The sequence below is a fragment of the Cupriavidus sp. SK-3 genome, from assembly GCF_000611145.1.
Classification (GTDB): Bacteria; Pseudomonadota; Gammaproteobacteria; order Burkholderiales; family Burkholderiaceae; genus Cupriavidus.
Genome location: NZ_JFJV02000064.1, coordinates 2,574 through 20,096 on the forward strand (window position 1 = coordinate 2,574; position 17,523 = coordinate 20,096).

The following is a 17,523-nucleotide window of genomic DNA, read 5'->3' on the forward strand; positions in this document are numbered from 1 at the left end:
GCGCCTTTGACTTTAGGTTTCAAGCCATCAAACCTTTGACTTCGTAGCCCCCCAGGCAGCAACACCAGGAACAAGGAGACACCCAGAATGCTCTACACCGAAGACCACCACAACATCATGGCCAGCATCCGCCGCTTCGTGGCGGCCGAGATCAACCCCCATGTCGACGAATGGGAAGCCGCCGAAATCTTCCCCGCGCACACACTGTTCAGGAAGATGGGCGAACTAGGCTTCCTCGGCATCACCAAGCCGGTCGAATACGGCGGCCTCGGCCTGGATTTCTCCTATGCAGTGGCCGCAGCCGAAGCCCTCGGCTACGTCCACGCGCAAGGCGTCGGCATGGCCGTAGGCGTGCAGACCGACATGGCCACCCCGGCCCTGACCGCCTTCGGCTCCGACGAACTCAAGCGCGAGTTCCTGGCACCGGCCATCGCCGGCGAGGCGGTGGCGGCGATCGGCGTATCCGAGGCCGGCGCCGGCTCCGACGTGGCCTCGCTCAAGACGCGTGCCCGCCGCGATGGGGACGACTACGTCATCAGCGGCTCCAAGATGTGGATCACCAACGGCACCCAGGCCGACTGGATCTGCCTGCTGTGCAATACCTCCGATGGTCCGGTGCACAAGAACAAGTCGCTGATCATCGTGCCGCTCAAGCAGGGTGGCAAGCGCACGCCCGGCGTGGAAGTGCAGAAGATCAGGAAGTTCGGCATGTGGTGCTCCGACACCGCGCAAATTTTCTTCGACGAAGTGCGGGTGCCGGCGCGCAACCGCATCGGTGAAGAGGGCATGGGCTTTATCTACCAGATGAAGCAGTTCCAGGAAGAACGCCTGAACGGCGCGGCGCGCCGTCTCGCCTGCAATGCGCTGATCGAGGAAACCGCCGACTACCTGCGCCAGCGCATCGCCTTCGGCAAGCCCCTGCTCGACAACCAGTTCATCCAGTTCAAGCTGGCCGAACTCAAGACCGAGATGGAAGCCCTGCGCGCGCTGGTCTATATGGCAACCAAGACCTATATCGACGGTGGCGACGTGGTGGAGCTGGCCTCGATGGCCAAGCTCAAGGCCGGCCGCCTCTCGCGCGAGGTGGCCGACTGGTGCATGCAGTTCCAGGGCGGCATGGGCTACACGTGGGACAACCATGCCTCGCGCGCCTATCGCGATTTCCGCCTGGGCTCCATCGGCGGCGGGGCCGACGAGGTGATGCTCACGGTGATTGCCAAGCAGATGGGGCTGATGGCAAAGCACTGAGCTTGCCGCCCGCTTCCTTCTTCACGCAACGTATCGCTTCTCCCAAACCATGACCAACGCCGTCAATACCGAAACCGCCAATGACGCCAGCGCCGTGATCGTGCGCGAGGTCCGGGGCGCGCTGTTCGCCACCCTCAATGTGCCAGCCACGCGCAATGCACTCGCGCCCGAGGTGGTAGCCGCGCTGGCGCACGCCGTGGCGCGCGCCGAGACCGACACCGCGGTGCGGGCGCTGGTGCTGCGCGGTGCCGGCGGCTTTTTCTGCGCGGGCGGCAACGTCGGCAATTTCCAGGCGCGGCTGGATACCGGCGCTGCGCCGGACGATCCCGTGGCCAGCCGCAATCGCGAGTTCGGCCACTTCATGCAGCGGCTGGCCGCGCTGCCCGTGCCGGTGGTGGCGGTGGTGGAGGGCGCGGCCATGGGCGGCGGCATGGGCCTGAGCTGCGCCGCCGATATCGTGCTGGCCACGCCCGACGCGCGCTTCGCCTTGTCCGAGACCTCGCTGGGCATCATCGCCGCACAGATCGCGCCCTTCGTGGTGGCGCGCATCGGGGCAGCCGCCACGCGGCGCCTCGGTTTGTCCGGCGAGCGCGTGAGCGGCGACACGGCCGTGGCACTGGGACTGGTGGACCAGCTTGCCGGGGACGGCGCGGCGCTGGATGCGCTGCTCGCCGAATGGCTGACGCGCATCTGCCGTTGCGGTCCGCAGGCCAACCGCACCTTCAAGACGCTGGTGGCGCGCACCGGGCAGGTAGGGCAGGGCGAGCAGCTGGACGAGGCCTCGCACCTGTTCGCGCAATGCATGCGCAGCGAAGGCGCTGAAGGCATCCAGGCCTTTCGCGGCAAGCGCGACGCCGACTGGGTGGTGCGCTTCGATGCCGCCGACGTACGCGCCGCGCAGGCCACGCAAGACTGAACACACGGGCAACCCGCACAGCAACGGCCCATTTCGATACTCCGCATCCCGAGACGTACCATGCCTGCTACCAGCCGACCCTTCCACACCTTGCTCGTCGCCAACCGCGGCGAGATCGCCATGCGCATCATGCGCACGGCACGCCGCCTCGGCCTTGCCACCGTGGCGGTCTATTCCGAGGCCGACCGCCATAGCCCGCACGTGGCCTTTGCCGACCGCGCGGTGCGCATCGGCGACGCCGCGCCGCGCGCGTCCTACCTGAATATCGCTGCCATCGTCGAGGCGGCGCGCAGCAGCGGCGCCGATGCGGTGCACCCCGGATACGGCTTCCTGGCCGAGAATGCCGAATTTGCCGAAGCGGTGACGCGGGCCGGGCTGGTCTTCGTCGGCCCGCCGGCAGAGGCGATCCGCGCCATGGGCAACAAGGCGGAGGCCAAGCGCCTGATGCTTGAAGCGGACATGCCCTGCATCCCTGGCTACCAGGGCGAGGCGCAGGACGACGCAGCGCTGCTGCGGGCCGCGGCGCAGATCGGTTTTCCGCTGATGGTCAAGGCCGCGGCCGGCGGCGGCGGGCGCGGCATGCGCCTGGTGCATGAGGCGGATGCCTTGCCCGGCGCGCTGGCCAGCGCGCGCTCCGAGGCCAGCGCCGCCTTCGGCTCCGGGCAACTGATCCTGGAGCGCGCGGTGATCGCGCCGCGCCATGTGGAGATCCAGGTCTTCGCGGATACGCAGGGCCATGTGATCCACCTTGGCGAGCGCGACTGCTCGGTGCAGCGGCGCCACCAGAAGGTGGTCGAGGAAGCGCCGTCGCCAGCGGTATCGCCGGCGCTGCGTGCCCGCATGGGCGAAGCCGCAGTGCGCGCCGCCCAGGCCATCGGCTACGCCGGCGCCGGCACCATGGAGTTCCTGCTCGACGGCGACGGCAATTTCTACTTCATGGAAATGAACACCCGCCTGCAGGTGGAGCATGCCGTGACTGAAGCCATCACCGGTTTCGACCTGGTCGAATGGCAGTTGCGGGTGGCCGCCGGCGAGGCGTTGCCGGTCACGCAGGACCAGGTGGCGCTAAGCGGCCACGCCATCGAGGTCAGGCTGACCGCCGAGGATGTGGCCGCAGGCTTCCTGCCGCAGGGCGGGCCGGTGCGGCGCTGGCGCGCGCCGGGCGCCGGGCACGATGTGCGGGTCGACCACGCGCTGCAGGAAGGCGGCGAAATCCCCGTTCACTACGATTCGATGGTGGCCAAGCTTGTCGCCCACGGCGCCACCCGCGAAGAAGCACGCCGCAAGCTGCTGCGCGCGGTGGAGCAGACCGTGCTGCTGGGCGTGGCCAGCAACCAGGGCTTCCTGGCCGACTGCCTGGCGCACGAAGCCTTCGCCGCCAGCGAGGTGCATACCGGCTTTGTCGACGCGCATATGCAGTCCGCGCTGCGCGCGGCGCAGCCCGCCGCGACGCAGGTGGCCTGCGCGGCGCTGGCCGCCTGTGGCTTGCTGGTGGCAGCGGCACGCCCGGAACTGGTGGCGCACGGCAGCAGCCTTGGCCTGCGCGCCGGGGAGCGCCAATGGCGCGTGGATCTGCGCACCGTGGCCGACGGCTGGGAGGCAGCCGTGTGCGAAGGCGGCGGCACGGCCGCGGAGATCGTCCGGGCGCGCGTGCTGCGCGCCGATGCGGAGCAGGGCAGTGCGCTGGTTGAGTGCAATGGTGCCGCGCTGCCGCTGGTATTCGCCACCGAAGGCGACGCCGTGCACCTGTTCAGCGCCGGCCGCGCATGGCGCTTCGCGCGCCTGGACCCGCGCCGGAAGAAGCGCGAGGCGGGCGGCGCCGAAAGCGCCGGCGAGTTGCTGGCGCCGCTGGCCGCACGCATCGTGGCGGTGAAGACGGTGGCCGGCGAGCCGGTGCGGGCTGGCCAGGTGCTGGTAGTGCTCGAGGCGATGAAGATGGAGCACGCCATCGTCGCGCCATTTGACGGCGTGGTGGCGGAACTGCACGCCCACGAAGGCGGCCAGGCTCGGGCCAGTGCCTTGCTGGCGCGCGTCGAAGCGGAGCCCGAGGGCAACGCGACGGAGTCCAGGACATGAGCGCCGCTCCCGCACCATCGAACCCGGCACGCACCATCCGCATCGGCGGCGCCTCCGGCTTCTGGGGCGATTCGGCCATCGCCACGCCGCAACTGCTGGAGGTCCCCGGCCTGCAATACCTGGTCTACGACTACCTGGCCGAAACCACCATGTCGATCCTGGCGCGCGCCCGCGCCAGGGATGCGGCACTGGGCTACGCGACCGATTTCGTCCATGCGGCGATGGCGCCGCACCTCGGCCAGATCCTGGCGCGAGGCATCCGCGTGATCGCCAATGCCGGCGGCCTCAACCCGCAGGCTTGCCGCGACGCCTTGATGGAAGCCGCCGCGCGGCAAGGGCTTACGCCCAGGGTGGCGGTGGTCAGCGGTGATGACGTGCTGCCTGCCTTCGCGGGGTGGCGCGCAGCGGGACTTACCGACCTGTACACCGGCGCCGCGCCGCCGGCCGAGCTGATGTCGGCCAACGCCTATACCGGCGCGCAGGGCATTGCCCGCGCGCTGGCGATGGGCGCCGATATCGTCATCACCGGCCGCTGCGTCGACAGCGCCGTGGTGGTCGGTGCGCTGGCCCACGAGTTCGGCTGGCAATGGAACGACTGGGACCGGCTCGCCGCCGGCACGCTTGCCGGCCATGTGATCGAGTGCGGAGCGCAGGCCACCGGCGGCCTGTTCACCGACTGGCAGCGCGTGCCGGACTGGGACCGCATCGGCTACCCGGTGATCGACTGCGCGGAGGACGGCAGCTTTGTGCTGACCAAGCCCGAACACACGGGCGGCCTGGTCGATCCCGCCGCCGTGGCGGAGCAGGTCTTGTATGAGGTGGGCGACCCCGGCAACTACCTGATGCCCGACGTCACCTGCGATTTCCGCATGGTGCGCGCCGAACTGCTGGCTCCCGGCCAGGTGCGCGTGCACGGCGCGCGTGGCCGCGCGCCCGGCGCCAGCTACAAGGCCAACGGCACCTGGCAGGACGGCTACCAGATCAGCCTGATGATGGCGATCCGCGGCATCGATGCGCCCGCCAAGGCCCACCGCACGGCGGATGCGCTGCTTGCCCGCACCCGCGCCATGCTGGCCGCCGCCGGCTTTGCGGATTACAGCGATACCGTGGTGGAACTGCTCGGCTGCGAATCGCAGTATGGGCCGCACGCGCGCGCGCTGCCGACCCGCGAAGTGGTGCTGCGCATCGGCGCGCGCCATGCGCAGGCCAGGGCGCTGCGCTTCCTGCAGCGCGAATGCTCGTCGGCGGGAACCTCGATGGCTGCCGGCACCCGCTCGTCCTTCGCCGGCCGCGTGGATATCCAGCCGGTGGTCAAGGTGTTCTCCTTCCTGGTGCCCAAGGCGGAAGTGCCGATGCGGATCGCACTGGATGGCCGGTCGGAGACGCTCGCCTGCGCCGCCCTCGTCGGCGAGCCATCCGCGCCGGCCTCGCTGGCACCCCGGCCGGAGCTTGCGATACCCGAAGGGCCACGCGTGACCGTTCCCCTTGTCACGCTGGCCTATGCACGCAGCGGCGACAAGGGCGACGACGAGAACATCGGCGTGATCGCGCGCCGGCCGGCTTATCTGCCGCTGCTGCGGGAGCAACTGACGCCGGCCGCGGTGCGCGCGTATTTCGCCCACCTGGTTGAAGGCGAAGTCGAATGCTTCGAGGTGCCAGGCCTGCACGCCCTCAACTTCCTGCTGCATCGCGCCCTGGGCGGCGGAGGCGTGGCCAGCCTGCGCTCTGATCCGCTGGGCAAGAGCTATGCGCAGATGCTGCTTGATTTTCCGCTGGCCGTGCCGCAAGGCTGGGCGTAGACGCCGGCCTGCCATTGCATAACGTCGGCCGCCAGACCCAGGCGCGCCGATGCCATCCTGACGGAGGAGAAATGAAAAGAACCACGATAACGAACCGGCCCCGCGGCCTGTGGGTAACAGCGTGCCTGATGGCCGCGGCACTGGCATGCGGCATCGCCGGCGCGGCGCGCGCCGATGCGCCTTACCCGTCCAAGCCATTGCGCGTAGTGGTGCCCTACACACCGGGTGGCGTGTCCGACGCGGTGACGCGCCTTGTCATGCAGAAGCTGGCCGAGCGCCTGGGCCAGCCCGTGGTGGTGGAAAACCGCCCCGGCGCCAACGGCATGATCGGCTCAGACAACGTGGCCAAGTCCGCGCCCGATGGTTACTCGCTGCTGGTGGTGGTAGCCGCCCATGCCATCAATCCCAGCCTCTATCCCAAGATGACCTTCGACCCCGTCAGGGACCTGACCGGCGTCAGCCAGATCGGCCGCATCCCGCTGCTGCTGGTCTCAAGCGCGCAGCTGCCGCCCGGCAGCGTGAAGGAACTGGTGAGCTGGGGCAAGGCGCATCCGGACAAGATGACCTTTGCCTCCAGCGGCAACGGCTCCGGCGCGCACCTTGCCGGCGAGCTGTTCTCGCAGGCCGTCGGCATGAGCATGACCCATGTGCCCTACAAGGGCGTGTCGCCGGCGCTGCCCGATCTGTTCTCCGGGCAGGTGGCGATGATCTTCGATTCCGTGCAGACCATGATGCCGCAGGTGAAAGCGGGAAAGCTCAAGGCCCTGGCGATTACCAGCCCCTCGCGCTGGCCGGCTGCACCCGATGTGCCAACGATGGCGGAGGCGGGCTATCCGGCGGTCACGGCCAGCAGCTGGATCGGGCTGCTGGCGCCGGCAAAGACGCCAAAGGCGGTGCTGGACAAGCTGTCGGGCGAAATGGATGCGGTGTTGCATCAGCCGGACGTCAAGGCACGGCTGATCGAATATGGGATCGATCCGGTTGGCGGGACACCGGACCAGTTCCAGGCATTCATCAAGGATGAAGCGGTGAGATGGGCCGGCGTGGTCAGGAAGGGCGGGATCAAGGTGGAGTAACCAGATCCGGATCACATCTCCGGCGGCTGCGGTTCCAGCGGATCGAAATCCAGTTCGATCTTCGCGCCGTTGGGATCGTGCAGGAACAACTGCCAGACGCCGGAGCCCGCTTGCCGGCCGAGGTGGAACGGAACGCCCCGGCGCCGCAGGTGGCTGGTGACGTGCCGGAGGTCCGTGGCGCTGAAAGCCATGTGATCCAGCACGCCCGCGGCCGGTGCCGGCAGTGCATCGACCGCGACGAGATGAATGATGGGCGCGCCGGCGGCATAGAGCCAGGCCCCGGGGAAGGCAAACGGCGGACGGGCGCCGGTTTCGAAGCCAAGCACCTCGGTGTAGAACCGGACGGTGTCTTCCAGCGCGGCGGTCAGTACCGTGAAGTGGTTCATCCCGACAATCGTCATGCTTTGCTCCTTGTTGCAGGAGCGTGGCGCTCCCCGGGTGATTCAGGCCTGAGTCTTCAGTCCTCAGACCAGGCCAGGCATTGGCACGTCGGGATTCACGTCGGCCTCGTAATCCACTCCGTCCATCTCGAATCCGAACAGGCGCAGGAATTCCTTTTTGTAGCCGGTGAAGTCCGTCAGCGCGTAGATGTTGTCGCTGGTGACCTGGGGCCAGAGTTGCTGGACGCGGGACTGCACCTCCGCGTCGAGTTCCTTGTAGTCGGCGCGCAGGCGGCCTTCCTGGTCCAGGCACGGCGCATCGCCGTACAGGCTGTCCTTGTAGAGCCCGTAGACCTGCTCGATGCAGCCTTCATGCGTGCCCTGTTCCTTCATGACCTTGAACAGCAGCGACAGGTACAGCGGCATCATGGGGATGGCGGAACTTGCCTGCGTGACCACGGCCTTCAGCACCGAGACGCGCGCGTCGCCACCCTTGGCGGCCAGCTTGTCGCGCAGGCCAAGCACCTTCTGGTCCAGGTCCTTCTTGGCGGCGCCGATGGAACCGTTCCAGTAGATGTCGTGCGTGATCTTCTCGCCCAGGTAGGTAAAGGCGGTTGTCTTCGCGCCGTCGGCCAGCACGCCCGCGGCCTGTAGCGCATCGATCCACATCTGCCAGTCTTCGCCGCCCATCACGGCCACGGTGTTGTCAATCTCGCTTTGTGTCGCGGGCTCCAGGATGGTCTCCCTGACTACTTCCTTGTCGGTGTCGAGGCCGCGCAGGCTGACCGCCTTGCCAACCGGTTTCAGCGTCGAGTTGAACACTTCGCCGGTCTTCGGGTGCGTCCGTTTCGGAGAGGCGAGGCTGTAGACCACCAGGTCGACCTGACCGAGATCGCGCTTGATGGCATCAATCGTCTTCTGCTTGATCTCGTCGGAGAAAGCATCGCCATTGATGCCCTTCGCGTACAGGCCCTTGTCAGCGGCAAACCGGTGGAAGGCCGCGGTGTTGTACCAGCCGGCCGTGCCCGGCTTGCTGTCGGTGCCGGGACGTTCGAAGAAGACACCGAGCGTATCGGCGCCGGAACCGAATGCGGCGGTGATCCGGGCCGCGAGACCGTATCCGGTCGACGCGCCGATCACCAGGACTTTCTTCGGACCGCCGGCGATGGCGCCTTTTGCCGTGACGTAGTCGATCTGTTCCCTGACGTTGGCTTCGCAGCCCGTGGGGTGGGTGGTAACGCAGATAAAGCCACGCACGCGCGGTTTGATGATCATGAAGACCTCGCTTGTTAGATGCCGAGCCTGATTTAGAAGGCGAAAACTTCGCGCATTGTAAATGAGGCGGCAAAAGGCGAGGCCGCCCGCCCCGCGGGAGTGCCGGGCGGCGGGCGCCGGCCTTTCAGCGTTGCTGGCGGTACGCTACCTGAAGCCAGCCCTGAGAGGCGCCGCTGGTGTCCGGGCCTGCGGGATCGTCGGCGTGCCGGACCGCGCGCGACAGGCGTGTCCGCAGCTCATCGCGTTCCGTGAAGGTCGGCGCGGCCAGCCAGCCAACAAACTCGTCGTGCCAGTTCTCCCACGCGTTCTCGTCAAAGTCGAACGCCTCGTCCAGCCGTCCGCCATCGCGCAGGTAGGTGCCCACGATGCACGCACCGTCCCAGTACGCCACGGCCACGTCGGTCAGGTCCGCCGTGGTTCCCGCCGGCAGGTCGCGCAGCAACATCGACAAGTGGGACTTGAACGCTTCGAATCCGCCTGAGCTCATGGCCTGCTCCGATTCCGGGGACGAGTCCATTGGGGTGAGGTACCCAATCCCATGGCGCGCAGGTCTTCAGCGTTGGCCGGCGCGCGCAAGACCGGCCGCTTGTCCGAGGGGGCGCTGTTGCCTCCGGTCCCGCTCACCCGAACGACCCCCGCGTCAGGTCTTTCTCGAACTCGATGGTCCATGCGGTGCCATGCCCGATCCGGTAGCCCCGCTCCTTGAGCGTCGACTTGCGAATGATGGTGACATGGCCCTGCAGCGGGTAGACCTCGTCAACGACATCCGACGTGCCGGCTTCCTGAAGCAGGAAGTCTGCTTCGTCAAGCCGGTGGCGGTGCAGGATGGCGACGAATTCCGCCTTTTCGTCCGGTGCGATTACTGACATCTTGCGTTCCTCCAATCATGAACGCAGCACTTTTCCAAGATAGCACAAGCGTCAACGCCGCGGCCCTCAGCGCTTGCGCGGCTTGCCGGCGTGCGGCGCATCGTCGGCCGGATCGGGAATCAGGTCCTTGTCAAGCACGTCATCAATGCTGGGCGGCGCAGGCGGGTGCTCTTCGCGCTGCGCGCTATGGTCCGCGCGGTCCGCGGGGGTGTCCGCGGGAATACTCTCGGCGGCGCGAGTGATCTCGTCCATGCCTTCTTCCGGTGCGTCATCCTCGTCCGGTTCGTGGCCATGGCGGAAATCGATCGGTTCCGCCGTCTGCCCGGCGAATGCATCAATGGTCTCGTCGATGTTCTCCCACAAGTCTTCCGTTCCGGCGGAATCCGGCATGCCGGGAAGACGGCGCTCCGGTCGCGGACGATCGGGGAATCCGGTTTGCCGCGTCTTGCCGGAATCGACCTTGTGTGGCTTTTTCATGGTCTGCTCCTGAGCGACGATCGAGCGGCGATCGTGGTCATGCCGCAAGCAAGCATGCGCATGTTTCCATAATAAGCACGCAAGGAGCGCGATGTGAAGCCGGGGTGCCTGATGCGGTACCGGTCATGCGAAACGACAGGCCGTGTCTTGCCCGGCACGGTGTCCTAGAATGAAATCCCAGGTTGCCGGAAGTCGCTGGCAGACCGGCGGCAGCGAGTCCCTGCACCATGCAGGTTGGAGGCGCGTCATGCCCACCTATCAGTATCGTTGCGAGAAGTGCGGTCAGGTTTTCGACCACGCGGAACATCTCGCGGAACACGCGACGGCCCATCCGCCTTGCCCCAAGTGCGGCAGCGAAACGGTCCAGCACATGCCGACACCGTTCGTTGCGAAGACGGCGAGGAAGAGTTGAGGCCTGCCTGACCCCGATAGCGAGGAAGAGCGCGTGGCCCATTCGGATGCCGGGCCGGGCGCCGGGCGAATTGCGTCCCCGTGTGCTGCTTGCTTCTCTGCGGCAGCCTCGTTGCCTCGGGCCGCCCCTTACCCGCGGCGCAAGGATGACCGGCGGCACCGTCCTCTTCCCGGAACGGCCAGTGTTTCGCCTGCGGGTCCTTTGCCTGCCACCGCGCCTTCTCCTCCCATCAGCCGCACCGTCCCACGATACGCCAGCCAGCACCGATATCGCGCACCAACCATTGCGGAGGCCAGTCATGCCGCGCAAGCTGATTCTCATCGTCCTGATCCTGTTGGCAGCCGGACTCCTCTGGCCACGGTTTTACGGGCTCGGGACCGGCCTTGGCCTCGGCCTCGGCCATTTGCCGGGAGATATCGTCGTTCATCGTCATCACTTTCACCTTGTCCTTCCGATTGCGACGTCTCTGCTCGTCAGTGCCGCCGCATCATTCATCCTCTGGCTGATGGGCCGGTGAAGCGTGCGGTTGGTGTGCCGCGCCGGTCCGGCATATATTGAAAGCCTTTCCAGCGCATTCTTCCTGACAGCCCCCTATGCTGTACAAGTTCATCGAGTACCAGCGTTCGCTGATCGAGCCGTGGACAGCGTGGGCGGCGCAGGCCACGAACGCATTCACTGACCCCGGCAGCCCGTTCGCCCATGTGCCTGGGGCATCTTGCTTTGCTGCGGGCTATGAGTATCTCTACCGGCTGGGCAAGACCTATGGGAAGCCCGCCTTCGGCGTCACCGCGTACGACGCGGATGGCCGCGTCGTGGCAGTGGACGAGCAGGTCGTGCTGGAACGGCCATTTTGCCGTCTGCTGCGTTTTGCCCATGAGGCGGCCGCCGCGCCGGAGCGTCGGCCGGCAGTGCTGGTGTGCGCGCCGCTGGCGGGCCATCACGCCGTGCTGCTGCGAGAAGTCGTTGAAATGCTGCTGCCCGCTCATGAGGTCTATGTGACGGACTGGCGCGATGCGCGTCACGTGCCCGCGGCCGAGGGGCCGTTCCGCCTGGACGACTGCGTCGGCGAGATACAGGCGTTCATCCGGCATATCGGCGGGCAGCGCCTGCACGTGCTTGCCGTCTGCCAGGCAACCGTGCCGGCGCTGGCGGCGACATCGCTGCTGGCCAGCGCCGGCGAGCCGGTGCCAAGAAGCCTGGTGCTGATGGGCGGCCCGATCGACGCCCGCCGCAACCCGACCGCCGTGGACCGCCTGGCCGCCCGCCAGCCGCTGGCGTGGTTCGAGAGCAACCTGATCTGCACGGTGCCGGCCCGCTATGCTGGTGCGGGCCGCAAGGTGTACCCCAGCTTCCTGCAGCATGCCGGCCTGGTGATGGCGCATCCGGCGCGCATGGTCGGTGCGCAATGGGACTACTACCTTGACCTGGTGCACCGCGATGCCGAGCACGCGCCGGCGCACCGGCGCATTTGCGATGAGTACAACTCGGTGCTCGACATAGCGGCGGAGTTCTACCTGGATACCATCCGCATCGTGTTCCAGGAGTTCCGGCTAGCCCGCGGCAACTGGAGCGTGCAGGGCCACGCCGTGCGTCCCCGGGACATGCGCGATATTGCCCTGCTCACCGTGGAGGGCGGGCGGGACGACATCTCCGGCCGCGGCCAGACCCACGCGGCGCAAGACTTGTGCAGCGGCATCGCGCCGCGCCACAGGCGGCAGTTCACGGCGGCGCAGTGCGGCCACTATGAGCTGTTCTCCGGGCAATTGTGGCGGACCGAGGTGTATCCCGTGGTCCGCGACCTGATCCGGGAGTACGCCTAGCGTCCTTGTGCCGGAGCAGCGTTTGCGCCGCTTGTTTCCATACTTGTTCTCGTCACAGCCCACTATACTGGGCTAGACGCCTGCAACGCGCAGCGTAGCCTCGGGATGCAGCCGCTATCGCCGGCCTTCCGTAGATTTGCACCCACCCATCACATGGAGACTGAATATGTCGATTCGCATCGGTGACGAAGCCCCTGATTTCACGGCAGATACCACGGAAGGCAAGATAAATTTCCACGAATGGATCGGGGACAAATGGGCGATCCTGTTCTCCCATCCCAAGGACTTTACGCCGGTCTGTACTACCGAACTGGGTTATATGGCCGGCCTCAAGCCGGAATTCGACCGGCGCAATACCAAGATCATCGGGCTCAGCGTGGACCCCGTCAGTGACCACCAGAACTGGGTCAAGGACATCGCGGAAACGCAGGGCCACGCCGTCAACTATCCCATGATCGGTGACGTCGACCTCACGGTCGCCAAGCTCTACGACATGATTCACCCGAACGCGAGTGGTGGCCCGCGCACTGCCGTGGACAATGCCACGGTGCGCTCGGTCTTCCTCATCGGGCCCGACAAGAAGGTCAAGGCAATGCTGGTTTACCCGATGAGCGCGGGCCGCAATTTCGACGAAGTACTGCGCCTGCTGGATTCCCTGCAGCTCAACGCAAAACACACGGTAGCCACGCCGGTCAACTGGAAGCCGGGCGACGACGTGATCATCCCCACCTCCGTATCCGACGAAGACGCAAAGAAGAAGTACCCGCAAGGATTCAAGACGCTCAAGCCGTACCTGCGGGTAGTGGCGCAGCCGAAGTAAGGCCAGGCACCCGCCGCGTGGGTGGGTGGGCCCGCCAGGGCCTCCCCTCCCGCGTGATGCGAAGCGGGCCGTCAGGGTGTATCAGTCAGGGTGTACCAGTCTCTCTACAAAATCCCCCTTTCCCTCAACCCTCCCAACTCAGCCTCGCCCAGCCCCAGTTCAGCCCGAAGGGCCCCCTCCGTATGTTCCCCCAGCATAGGCGGGCACCGCATTTCCACCGGCGTGGCAGAAAACCGCAGCGGACTGCGCAAGCTCGGCGCATCCACCCCCCGCCCATGCGGCAACCGCACCAGCAACCCGCGATGCCTGACCTGCGCATCCTCGAACACCTCGTCCAGTTCATTGATGGGCCCGCCAGGCACGCCGGCACGCTCCAGCGTTTCCAGCAATTCAGCCGAACCCCGCCCGGCAACACGCGCGGCAATCGCTTCGCGCAAGGTCTCCCGGTTGGCGACCCGGTCAACGTTCTGCGCGAAGCGCGGATCGGCGGCGAGTTCCGGACAGCCAAGCAGCTTGCACAGCGCGGCAAACTGCCCGTTGTTGCCGGAGGCGATGATCAGGTGCCCGTCGCGGCACGCGAACACTTCGGAGGGCGCGGCCACCGGGTTGGTGTTGCCGGCGCGCCGGGGCAGCTTGCCGGTCATCTGGTAGCCCAGCGCCAAGTGGCCATTGACCGCCACCGAGGCATCGAGCATGGCCGCGTCGATGTACTGGCCTTCGCCGGTGGCCTGGCGGTGATAGAGCGCACCCATCAGGGCGACGGTGGCGTAGAGGCCGGTGAGGATGTCGGTGATGGGGATGGCTGTGCGCATCGGCTCGCCGCCGGGGGTGCCGTCCGGCTGGCCGCAGGTGCTCATCAGTCCGGCCATGCCCTGCAGGATGAAGTCGTACGCCGGGCGGGCGGCGTAGGGGCCGTCGGGGCCGAAGCCGGTGACTGAGCAATAGATCACATCGGGGCGCAGCGCGCGGATGGACTCATAGTCGAGCCCGTATTTCTTCAGGCTGCCGGCCTTGTAGTTCTCCACCACCACATCGCAGCGCGCGGCCAGTTGCCGTACCAGTTCGGCGCCTTCGGGCCTGGAGATATCGATGGTGAGCGACTGCTTGCCGCGGTTGCAGGCGAGGTAGAAGGCGGAGTCGTTGGTGGCCGCGCCTTGCGCGTCGGTGAGGAACGGGCCCATCTTGCGGGTGTCGTCGCCGTCGCCGGGCTTCTCGATCTTGTAGACGGTGGCGCCCATGTCGGCCAGGTTCTGCGTGGCCCACGGGCCCGCCACCACGCGCGTCAGGTCGAGTACCTTGATGCCTTCGAGAATTGCGCTCATGTGCCTGCCATCCGGGAAGTAGAGATCCCGCATCATTCGCGGGATTTGCCGTGCACGCAATTCGCCAATGCGGAAGCCGGCTTACGGCGAGGCGGAAGCGTGGGTGTGGCCGGCGTGGGACTTGTGCTGGCCGTGCTCGTGCTGCGCCGCCTGGTTCGGATCGAAGTCGCAACTCGGGTTGGCTTCGTCGTGCGAATGCGGGTGCAGCGCGCCGGGGATATGCCGGCTGCTGAGCCCGTCGGCGTTGAGCCATGCCAGCGTGGCGGCGGCCGCGCGGTCGATGAGCGTGCCGCACTGCGTGTAGTCGTACGGGGAGACGTCGAGCGGGCACAAGGGCGGGACCACCGAGATATGCGCGTGGTCCGCCCAGCGCTCCAGGTCCTGTACCAGCTGGCGCGCGACCAGCAGCGACAGCGCATTGAAGGCATGGTCGATGGGGCCGCGCGGTTCGCGCCGCGCCGCGCAGGCAAAGCCCGCGGGCAGCACCACCACGCGCGTGGCGCCCAGGCGGATGGCGGTGGAGACCGGTGTGTTATTGGCCACGCCGCCGTCGATCAGTTGCCGCCCGCCCAGTGCCACCGGCGGGAACACCCCGGGGATGGCGGCGCTGGCCAGCACCGACTGGACCAGGCTGCCGGAGGACAGCACTACCTCCGCGCCGGTCTGCATGTCGGTGGCGACTACATATAGCGGCAGTTCGGCGCGCTCCAGCGGCATGTCGCCGAAATGGCGGGACAGCAGGCGCTTCAGCGCGGCGGAGTCGACCAGGTGGGCACGCTGCCCGCGCAACATGCTGAACAGGCTGCGCCACGACCACGGCATGACCTCGGCGCGGCGCAAGCCGCGCCAGAGCGTTTCCAGCTGGGTAGTGCCGGCCACGTGCGGGTTGCAGGCATAGTAGGCGCCGTTGATGGCGCCAGCGGAGGCACCGACGACGAAGTCGGGCTTCATGCCCCACGCCACCAGCTCGCGCAGCATGCCGGCCTCGACGGCGCCGAGGCTGCCGCCGCCGGCAAAGACAAATGCGGTTTTTTCCATGGTCTGTGGTGCAGTGCGAAAGCGCAGGGGAATCCTGCAAAGGAAGCATAGGCGACATTTCGCCTGCGCGACAGGCGTCTGCCGCGGGCGGAAGGCGCCGATGGCACATAATGTGCATACAGTGCCAGAAAAAGCACGCGCGCGCCAAGATATCGAGGCCGCCAAGAGAGGAGACAATGAGCAGTTCAACCGACAAGTTTTCGGCCACCATGCGCGATGGCCTGGCCAATCTCGCGCGGCGCCTGCGCTTTGCCATGGAGGAGGGCTCCATCTGGCTGGACGAGCAGCGCATGATCCTGATCCACACCGGCGCGCTGGGCGCGTTGCGCAAGGAATTGGTGGATACCATGGGCATGGAGCGCGCGCGGGGCTTGTTCATGCGCATGGGCTTCCATTCCGGCATGCGCGACGCGGAGCTGGCGAAGAAGCTGCGCCCCGGCGACAGCGACTTTGGCCTGCTGGAGATCGGGCCCTGCCTGCACACCATCGAAGGCGTGGTGCGCGTGACCCCGGTCAAGGTGGATATCGACATCGCCGCTGGCATCTACGACGGCGAATTCCTGTGGGAAGACTCCTTCGAAGGCGATGTCCACCGCCAGCTGTTCGGCATCGTCGACGAGCCGGCCTGCTGGATGCAGATCGGCTACGCCACGGGCTATACCTCGGCCCTGATGGGCCGCACCATCCTCTACCGCGAGGTGGAGTGCATCGCCTGCGGCCACGATCACTGCCGCATCGTCGGCAAGCCGCTGGAAGCGTGGGAGGACGGTGCCGAGGTGCTGAAGCTCTACCAGCCCGACCCGGTGATAGAGACCATCCTGGAGCTGCAAAGCGAGGTCGAGCACCTGCGCGCCCTGCAGCGCAACAACGGCAAGCCCGCCGATCTGGTGGGCAGCGCGCCCGGGTTCCGCGCTGCCTGGGGCCTGTTGCAGCGCGCCGCCGCAAGCCATGTCACGGTGCTGCTGCTGGGCGAGACCGGCGTTGGCAAAGAGCGCTTCGCGCAAGCGCTGCACGCGGTCAGCGCGCGGGCCGACAAGCCATTCATCGCCGTCAATTGCGCGGCGATCCCCGATGAACTGATCGAAGCCGAGCTGTTCGGCGTGGAGAAGGGCGCCTTCACCGGCGCCCACCAGTCGCGCCCCGGGCGCTTCGAGCGGGCGCATGGTGGCACGTTGTTCCTGGACGAACTGGGCGAGCTGTCGGCGTCGGCGCAATCCAAGCTGCTGCGGGTGCTGCAGGAAGGCGAGGTGGAGCGGGTGGGCGGCACCGAGCCGCGCAAGGTGGACGTACGGCTGGTGGCCGCCACCAACGTGGACCTGGCGGAAGCCGTGAAGCAAGGCACCTTCCGCAAGGACCTGTACTACCGGCTCAACGTCTATCCCGTCACCATCCCGCCGCTGCGCGAGCGCCTCGACGATATCCGCCTGCTGGTGGAGCGTTTCGTTGCCCGCTACGGCGCGCGCCACGGCAAGAAGATCGTCGGCATCACCGACCGCGCGTTGGCCGAACTAAGGCGCTACGACTGGCCAGGCAATGTCCGCGAACTGGAAAACGTGATCGAGCGCGGCGTGATCCTGGCCAGCAATGGCGGGCAGATTTCCGCGGACCACCTGTTCCTGCCCAGCAGCGCGCCGCAGGCGATGGACACCGCGCCGCGCCTGGGCGTCAGGGGTACGCTGCCGGAACTGCGCGAAGCGGCGGTGCACGGGCTGCTTGACCATATGGCGGAGCAGCAGCTCGCGCTGGGCGATGTCGAGACTGTGTTGATGGAAGCGGCTATGCAGCGCGCTAACGGTAATATGAGTCAGGCGGCGCGGTTGTTGGGGATTACGCGGCCGCAGTTGGCGTATCGGTGGAAGACGCGGGGGATTCGGGGGGAGGGGGGGTGATTTGGCTGGGTTGGGCGGTGTTTTCTTGAGCGGCGATGGTTATTGCAACCATCGGCCGTACAGACATCGCCCTGTTGGGGTGGTCGCTGTTTGTTTGGGCGGTGTT

17 protein-coding genes are annotated in these 17,523 nt (G+C 67.0%); 10 read left to right on the plus strand and 7 right to left on the minus strand.

Going from position 1 to position 17,523, the window contains the following annotated elements; genetic code table 11:
- The first annotated feature begins 87 nt into the window (after window positions 1-87).
- From CF70_RS07265 to CF70_RS07285, 5 genes are all read left to right on the plus strand, one after another.
- Entirely contained in the window at window positions 88-1,248 is a 1,161-nt protein-coding gene (locus tag CF70_RS07265; RefSeq protein ID WP_035862506.1) for an acyl-CoA dehydrogenase family protein, read from the plus strand.
- A 49-nt stretch (window positions 1,249-1,297) separates the two neighbouring features.
- Window positions 1,298-2,164: an enoyl-CoA hydratase/isomerase family protein gene (locus CF70_RS07270; protein WP_035862517.1), complete on the plus strand. Its 867-nt coding sequence runs from the start codon at window positions 1,298-1,300 to the stop codon at window positions 2,162-2,164.
- 60 nt (window positions 2,165-2,224) lie between these two features.
- Entirely contained in the window at window positions 2,225-4,240 is a 2,016-nt protein-coding gene (locus CF70_RS07275; RefSeq protein ID WP_035862519.1) for an acetyl/propionyl/methylcrotonyl-CoA carboxylase subunit alpha, read from the plus strand.
- Window positions 4,237-6,039: an acyclic terpene utilization AtuA family protein gene (locus tag CF70_RS07280; protein WP_035862521.1), complete on the plus strand. Its 1,803-nt coding sequence runs from the start codon at window positions 4,237-4,239 to the stop codon at window positions 6,037-6,039. Before CF70_RS07275 ends, CF70_RS07280 begins: the two co-directional genes overlap by 4 nt.
- A 128-nt stretch (window positions 6,040-6,167) precedes the next feature.
- A complete protein-coding gene (locus tag CF70_RS07285) occupies window positions 6,168-7,115 on the plus strand; it encodes a Bug family tripartite tricarboxylate transporter substrate binding protein (protein WP_051648117.1) in 948 nt (315 codons plus the stop codon).
- 11 nt (window positions 7,116-7,126) lie between these two features.
- Here the strand turns inward: CF70_RS07285 and CF70_RS07290 are convergent, their stop codons facing one another.
- The 5 genes from CF70_RS07290 to CF70_RS07310 all read right to left on the minus strand — a co-directional run bounded on the left by CF70_RS07290 (window position 7,127) and on the right by CF70_RS07310 (window position 10,116).
- The gene (locus tag CF70_RS07290) at window positions 7,127-7,516 is read right to left on the minus strand and encodes a VOC family protein (protein ID WP_035862524.1); all 390 of its coding nucleotides are present in this window, start codon (window positions 7,514-7,516) and stop codon (window positions 7,127-7,129) included.
- A gap of 63 nt (window positions 7,517-7,579) precedes the next feature.
- Window positions 7,580-8,770 carry an enoyl-ACP reductase FabV gene (gene fabV / locus CF70_RS07295; RefSeq protein ID WP_035862527.1) on the minus strand — a complete coding sequence of 397 codons (1,191 nt, stop codon included), beginning with the start codon at window positions 8,768-8,770 and terminating at the stop codon, window positions 7,580-7,582.
- Window positions 8,771-8,894: 124 nt separating this feature from the next.
- Window positions 8,895-9,257 (minus strand): hypothetical protein, encoded by a 363-nt coding sequence (locus CF70_RS07300; protein WP_235184930.1) that lies wholly within the window; start codon window positions 9,255-9,257, stop codon window positions 8,895-8,897.
- Between the two features lie 133 nt (window positions 9,258-9,390).
- Window positions 9,391-9,639, minus strand: a complete 249-nt coding sequence (locus CF70_RS07305) for a hypothetical protein (RefSeq protein ID WP_035862542.1) — start codon at window positions 9,637-9,639, stop codon at window positions 9,391-9,393.
- Window positions 9,640-9,705: 66 nt separating this feature from the next.
- The gene (locus CF70_RS07310) at window positions 9,706-10,116 is read right to left on the minus strand and encodes a hypothetical protein (protein ID WP_035862529.1); all 411 of its coding nucleotides are present in this window, start codon (window positions 10,114-10,116) and stop codon (window positions 9,706-9,708) included.
- Between the two features lie 247 nt (window positions 10,117-10,363).
- On the opposite strand from CF70_RS07310, the gene CF70_RS34555 reads away from it, so the two are divergent.
- The 4 genes from CF70_RS34555 to CF70_RS07325 all read left to right on the plus strand — a co-directional run bounded on the left by CF70_RS34555 (window position 10,364) and on the right by CF70_RS07325 (window position 13,168).
- Entirely contained in the window at window positions 10,364-10,528 is a 165-nt protein-coding gene (locus CF70_RS34555; protein WP_035810592.1) for an FmdB family zinc ribbon protein, read from the plus strand.
- 298 nt (window positions 10,529-10,826) lie between these two features.
- Window positions 10,827-11,045 (plus strand): DUF2905 family protein, encoded by a 219-nt coding sequence (locus tag CF70_RS07315; protein ID WP_035862531.1) that lies wholly within the window; start codon window positions 10,827-10,829, stop codon window positions 11,043-11,045.
- 76 nt (window positions 11,046-11,121) lie between these two features.
- Window positions 11,122-12,348, plus strand: a complete 1,227-nt coding sequence (gene phaZ / locus CF70_RS07320) for a polyhydroxyalkanoate depolymerase (protein WP_035862533.1) — start codon at window positions 11,122-11,124, stop codon at window positions 12,346-12,348.
- Between the two features lie 166 nt (window positions 12,349-12,514).
- On the plus strand, window positions 12,515-13,168 hold the full coding sequence (locus CF70_RS07325) for a peroxiredoxin (RefSeq protein ID WP_035862536.1): 654 nt from the start codon (window positions 12,515-12,517) through the stop codon (window positions 13,166-13,168).
- Window positions 13,169-13,272: 104 nt separating this feature from the next.
- On the opposite strand, the gene CF70_RS07330 is transcribed toward CF70_RS07325, so the two are convergent.
- Both CF70_RS07330 and CF70_RS07335 read right to left on the minus strand, forming a co-directional pair.
- A complete protein-coding gene (locus CF70_RS07330; RefSeq protein WP_035862543.1) occupies window positions 13,273-14,490 on the minus strand; it encodes a CaiB/BaiF CoA transferase family protein in 1,218 nt (405 codons plus the stop codon).
- An 81-nt stretch (window positions 14,491-14,571) separates the two neighbouring features.
- The gene (locus CF70_RS07335; protein WP_035862538.1) at window positions 14,572-15,528 is read right to left on the minus strand and encodes a patatin-like phospholipase family protein; all 957 of its coding nucleotides are present in this window, start codon (window positions 15,526-15,528) and stop codon (window positions 14,572-14,574) included.
- 176 nt (window positions 15,529-15,704) lie between these two features.
- Here CF70_RS07335 and poxR point away from each other — a divergent pair, with 176 nt between their 5' ends.
- Window positions 15,705-17,417 (plus strand): phenol degradation transcriptional regulator PoxR, encoded by a 1,713-nt coding sequence (gene poxR, locus CF70_RS07340; protein ID WP_035862539.1) that lies wholly within the window; start codon window positions 15,705-15,707, stop codon window positions 17,415-17,417.
- Window positions 17,418-17,523 lie beyond the last annotated feature (106 nt).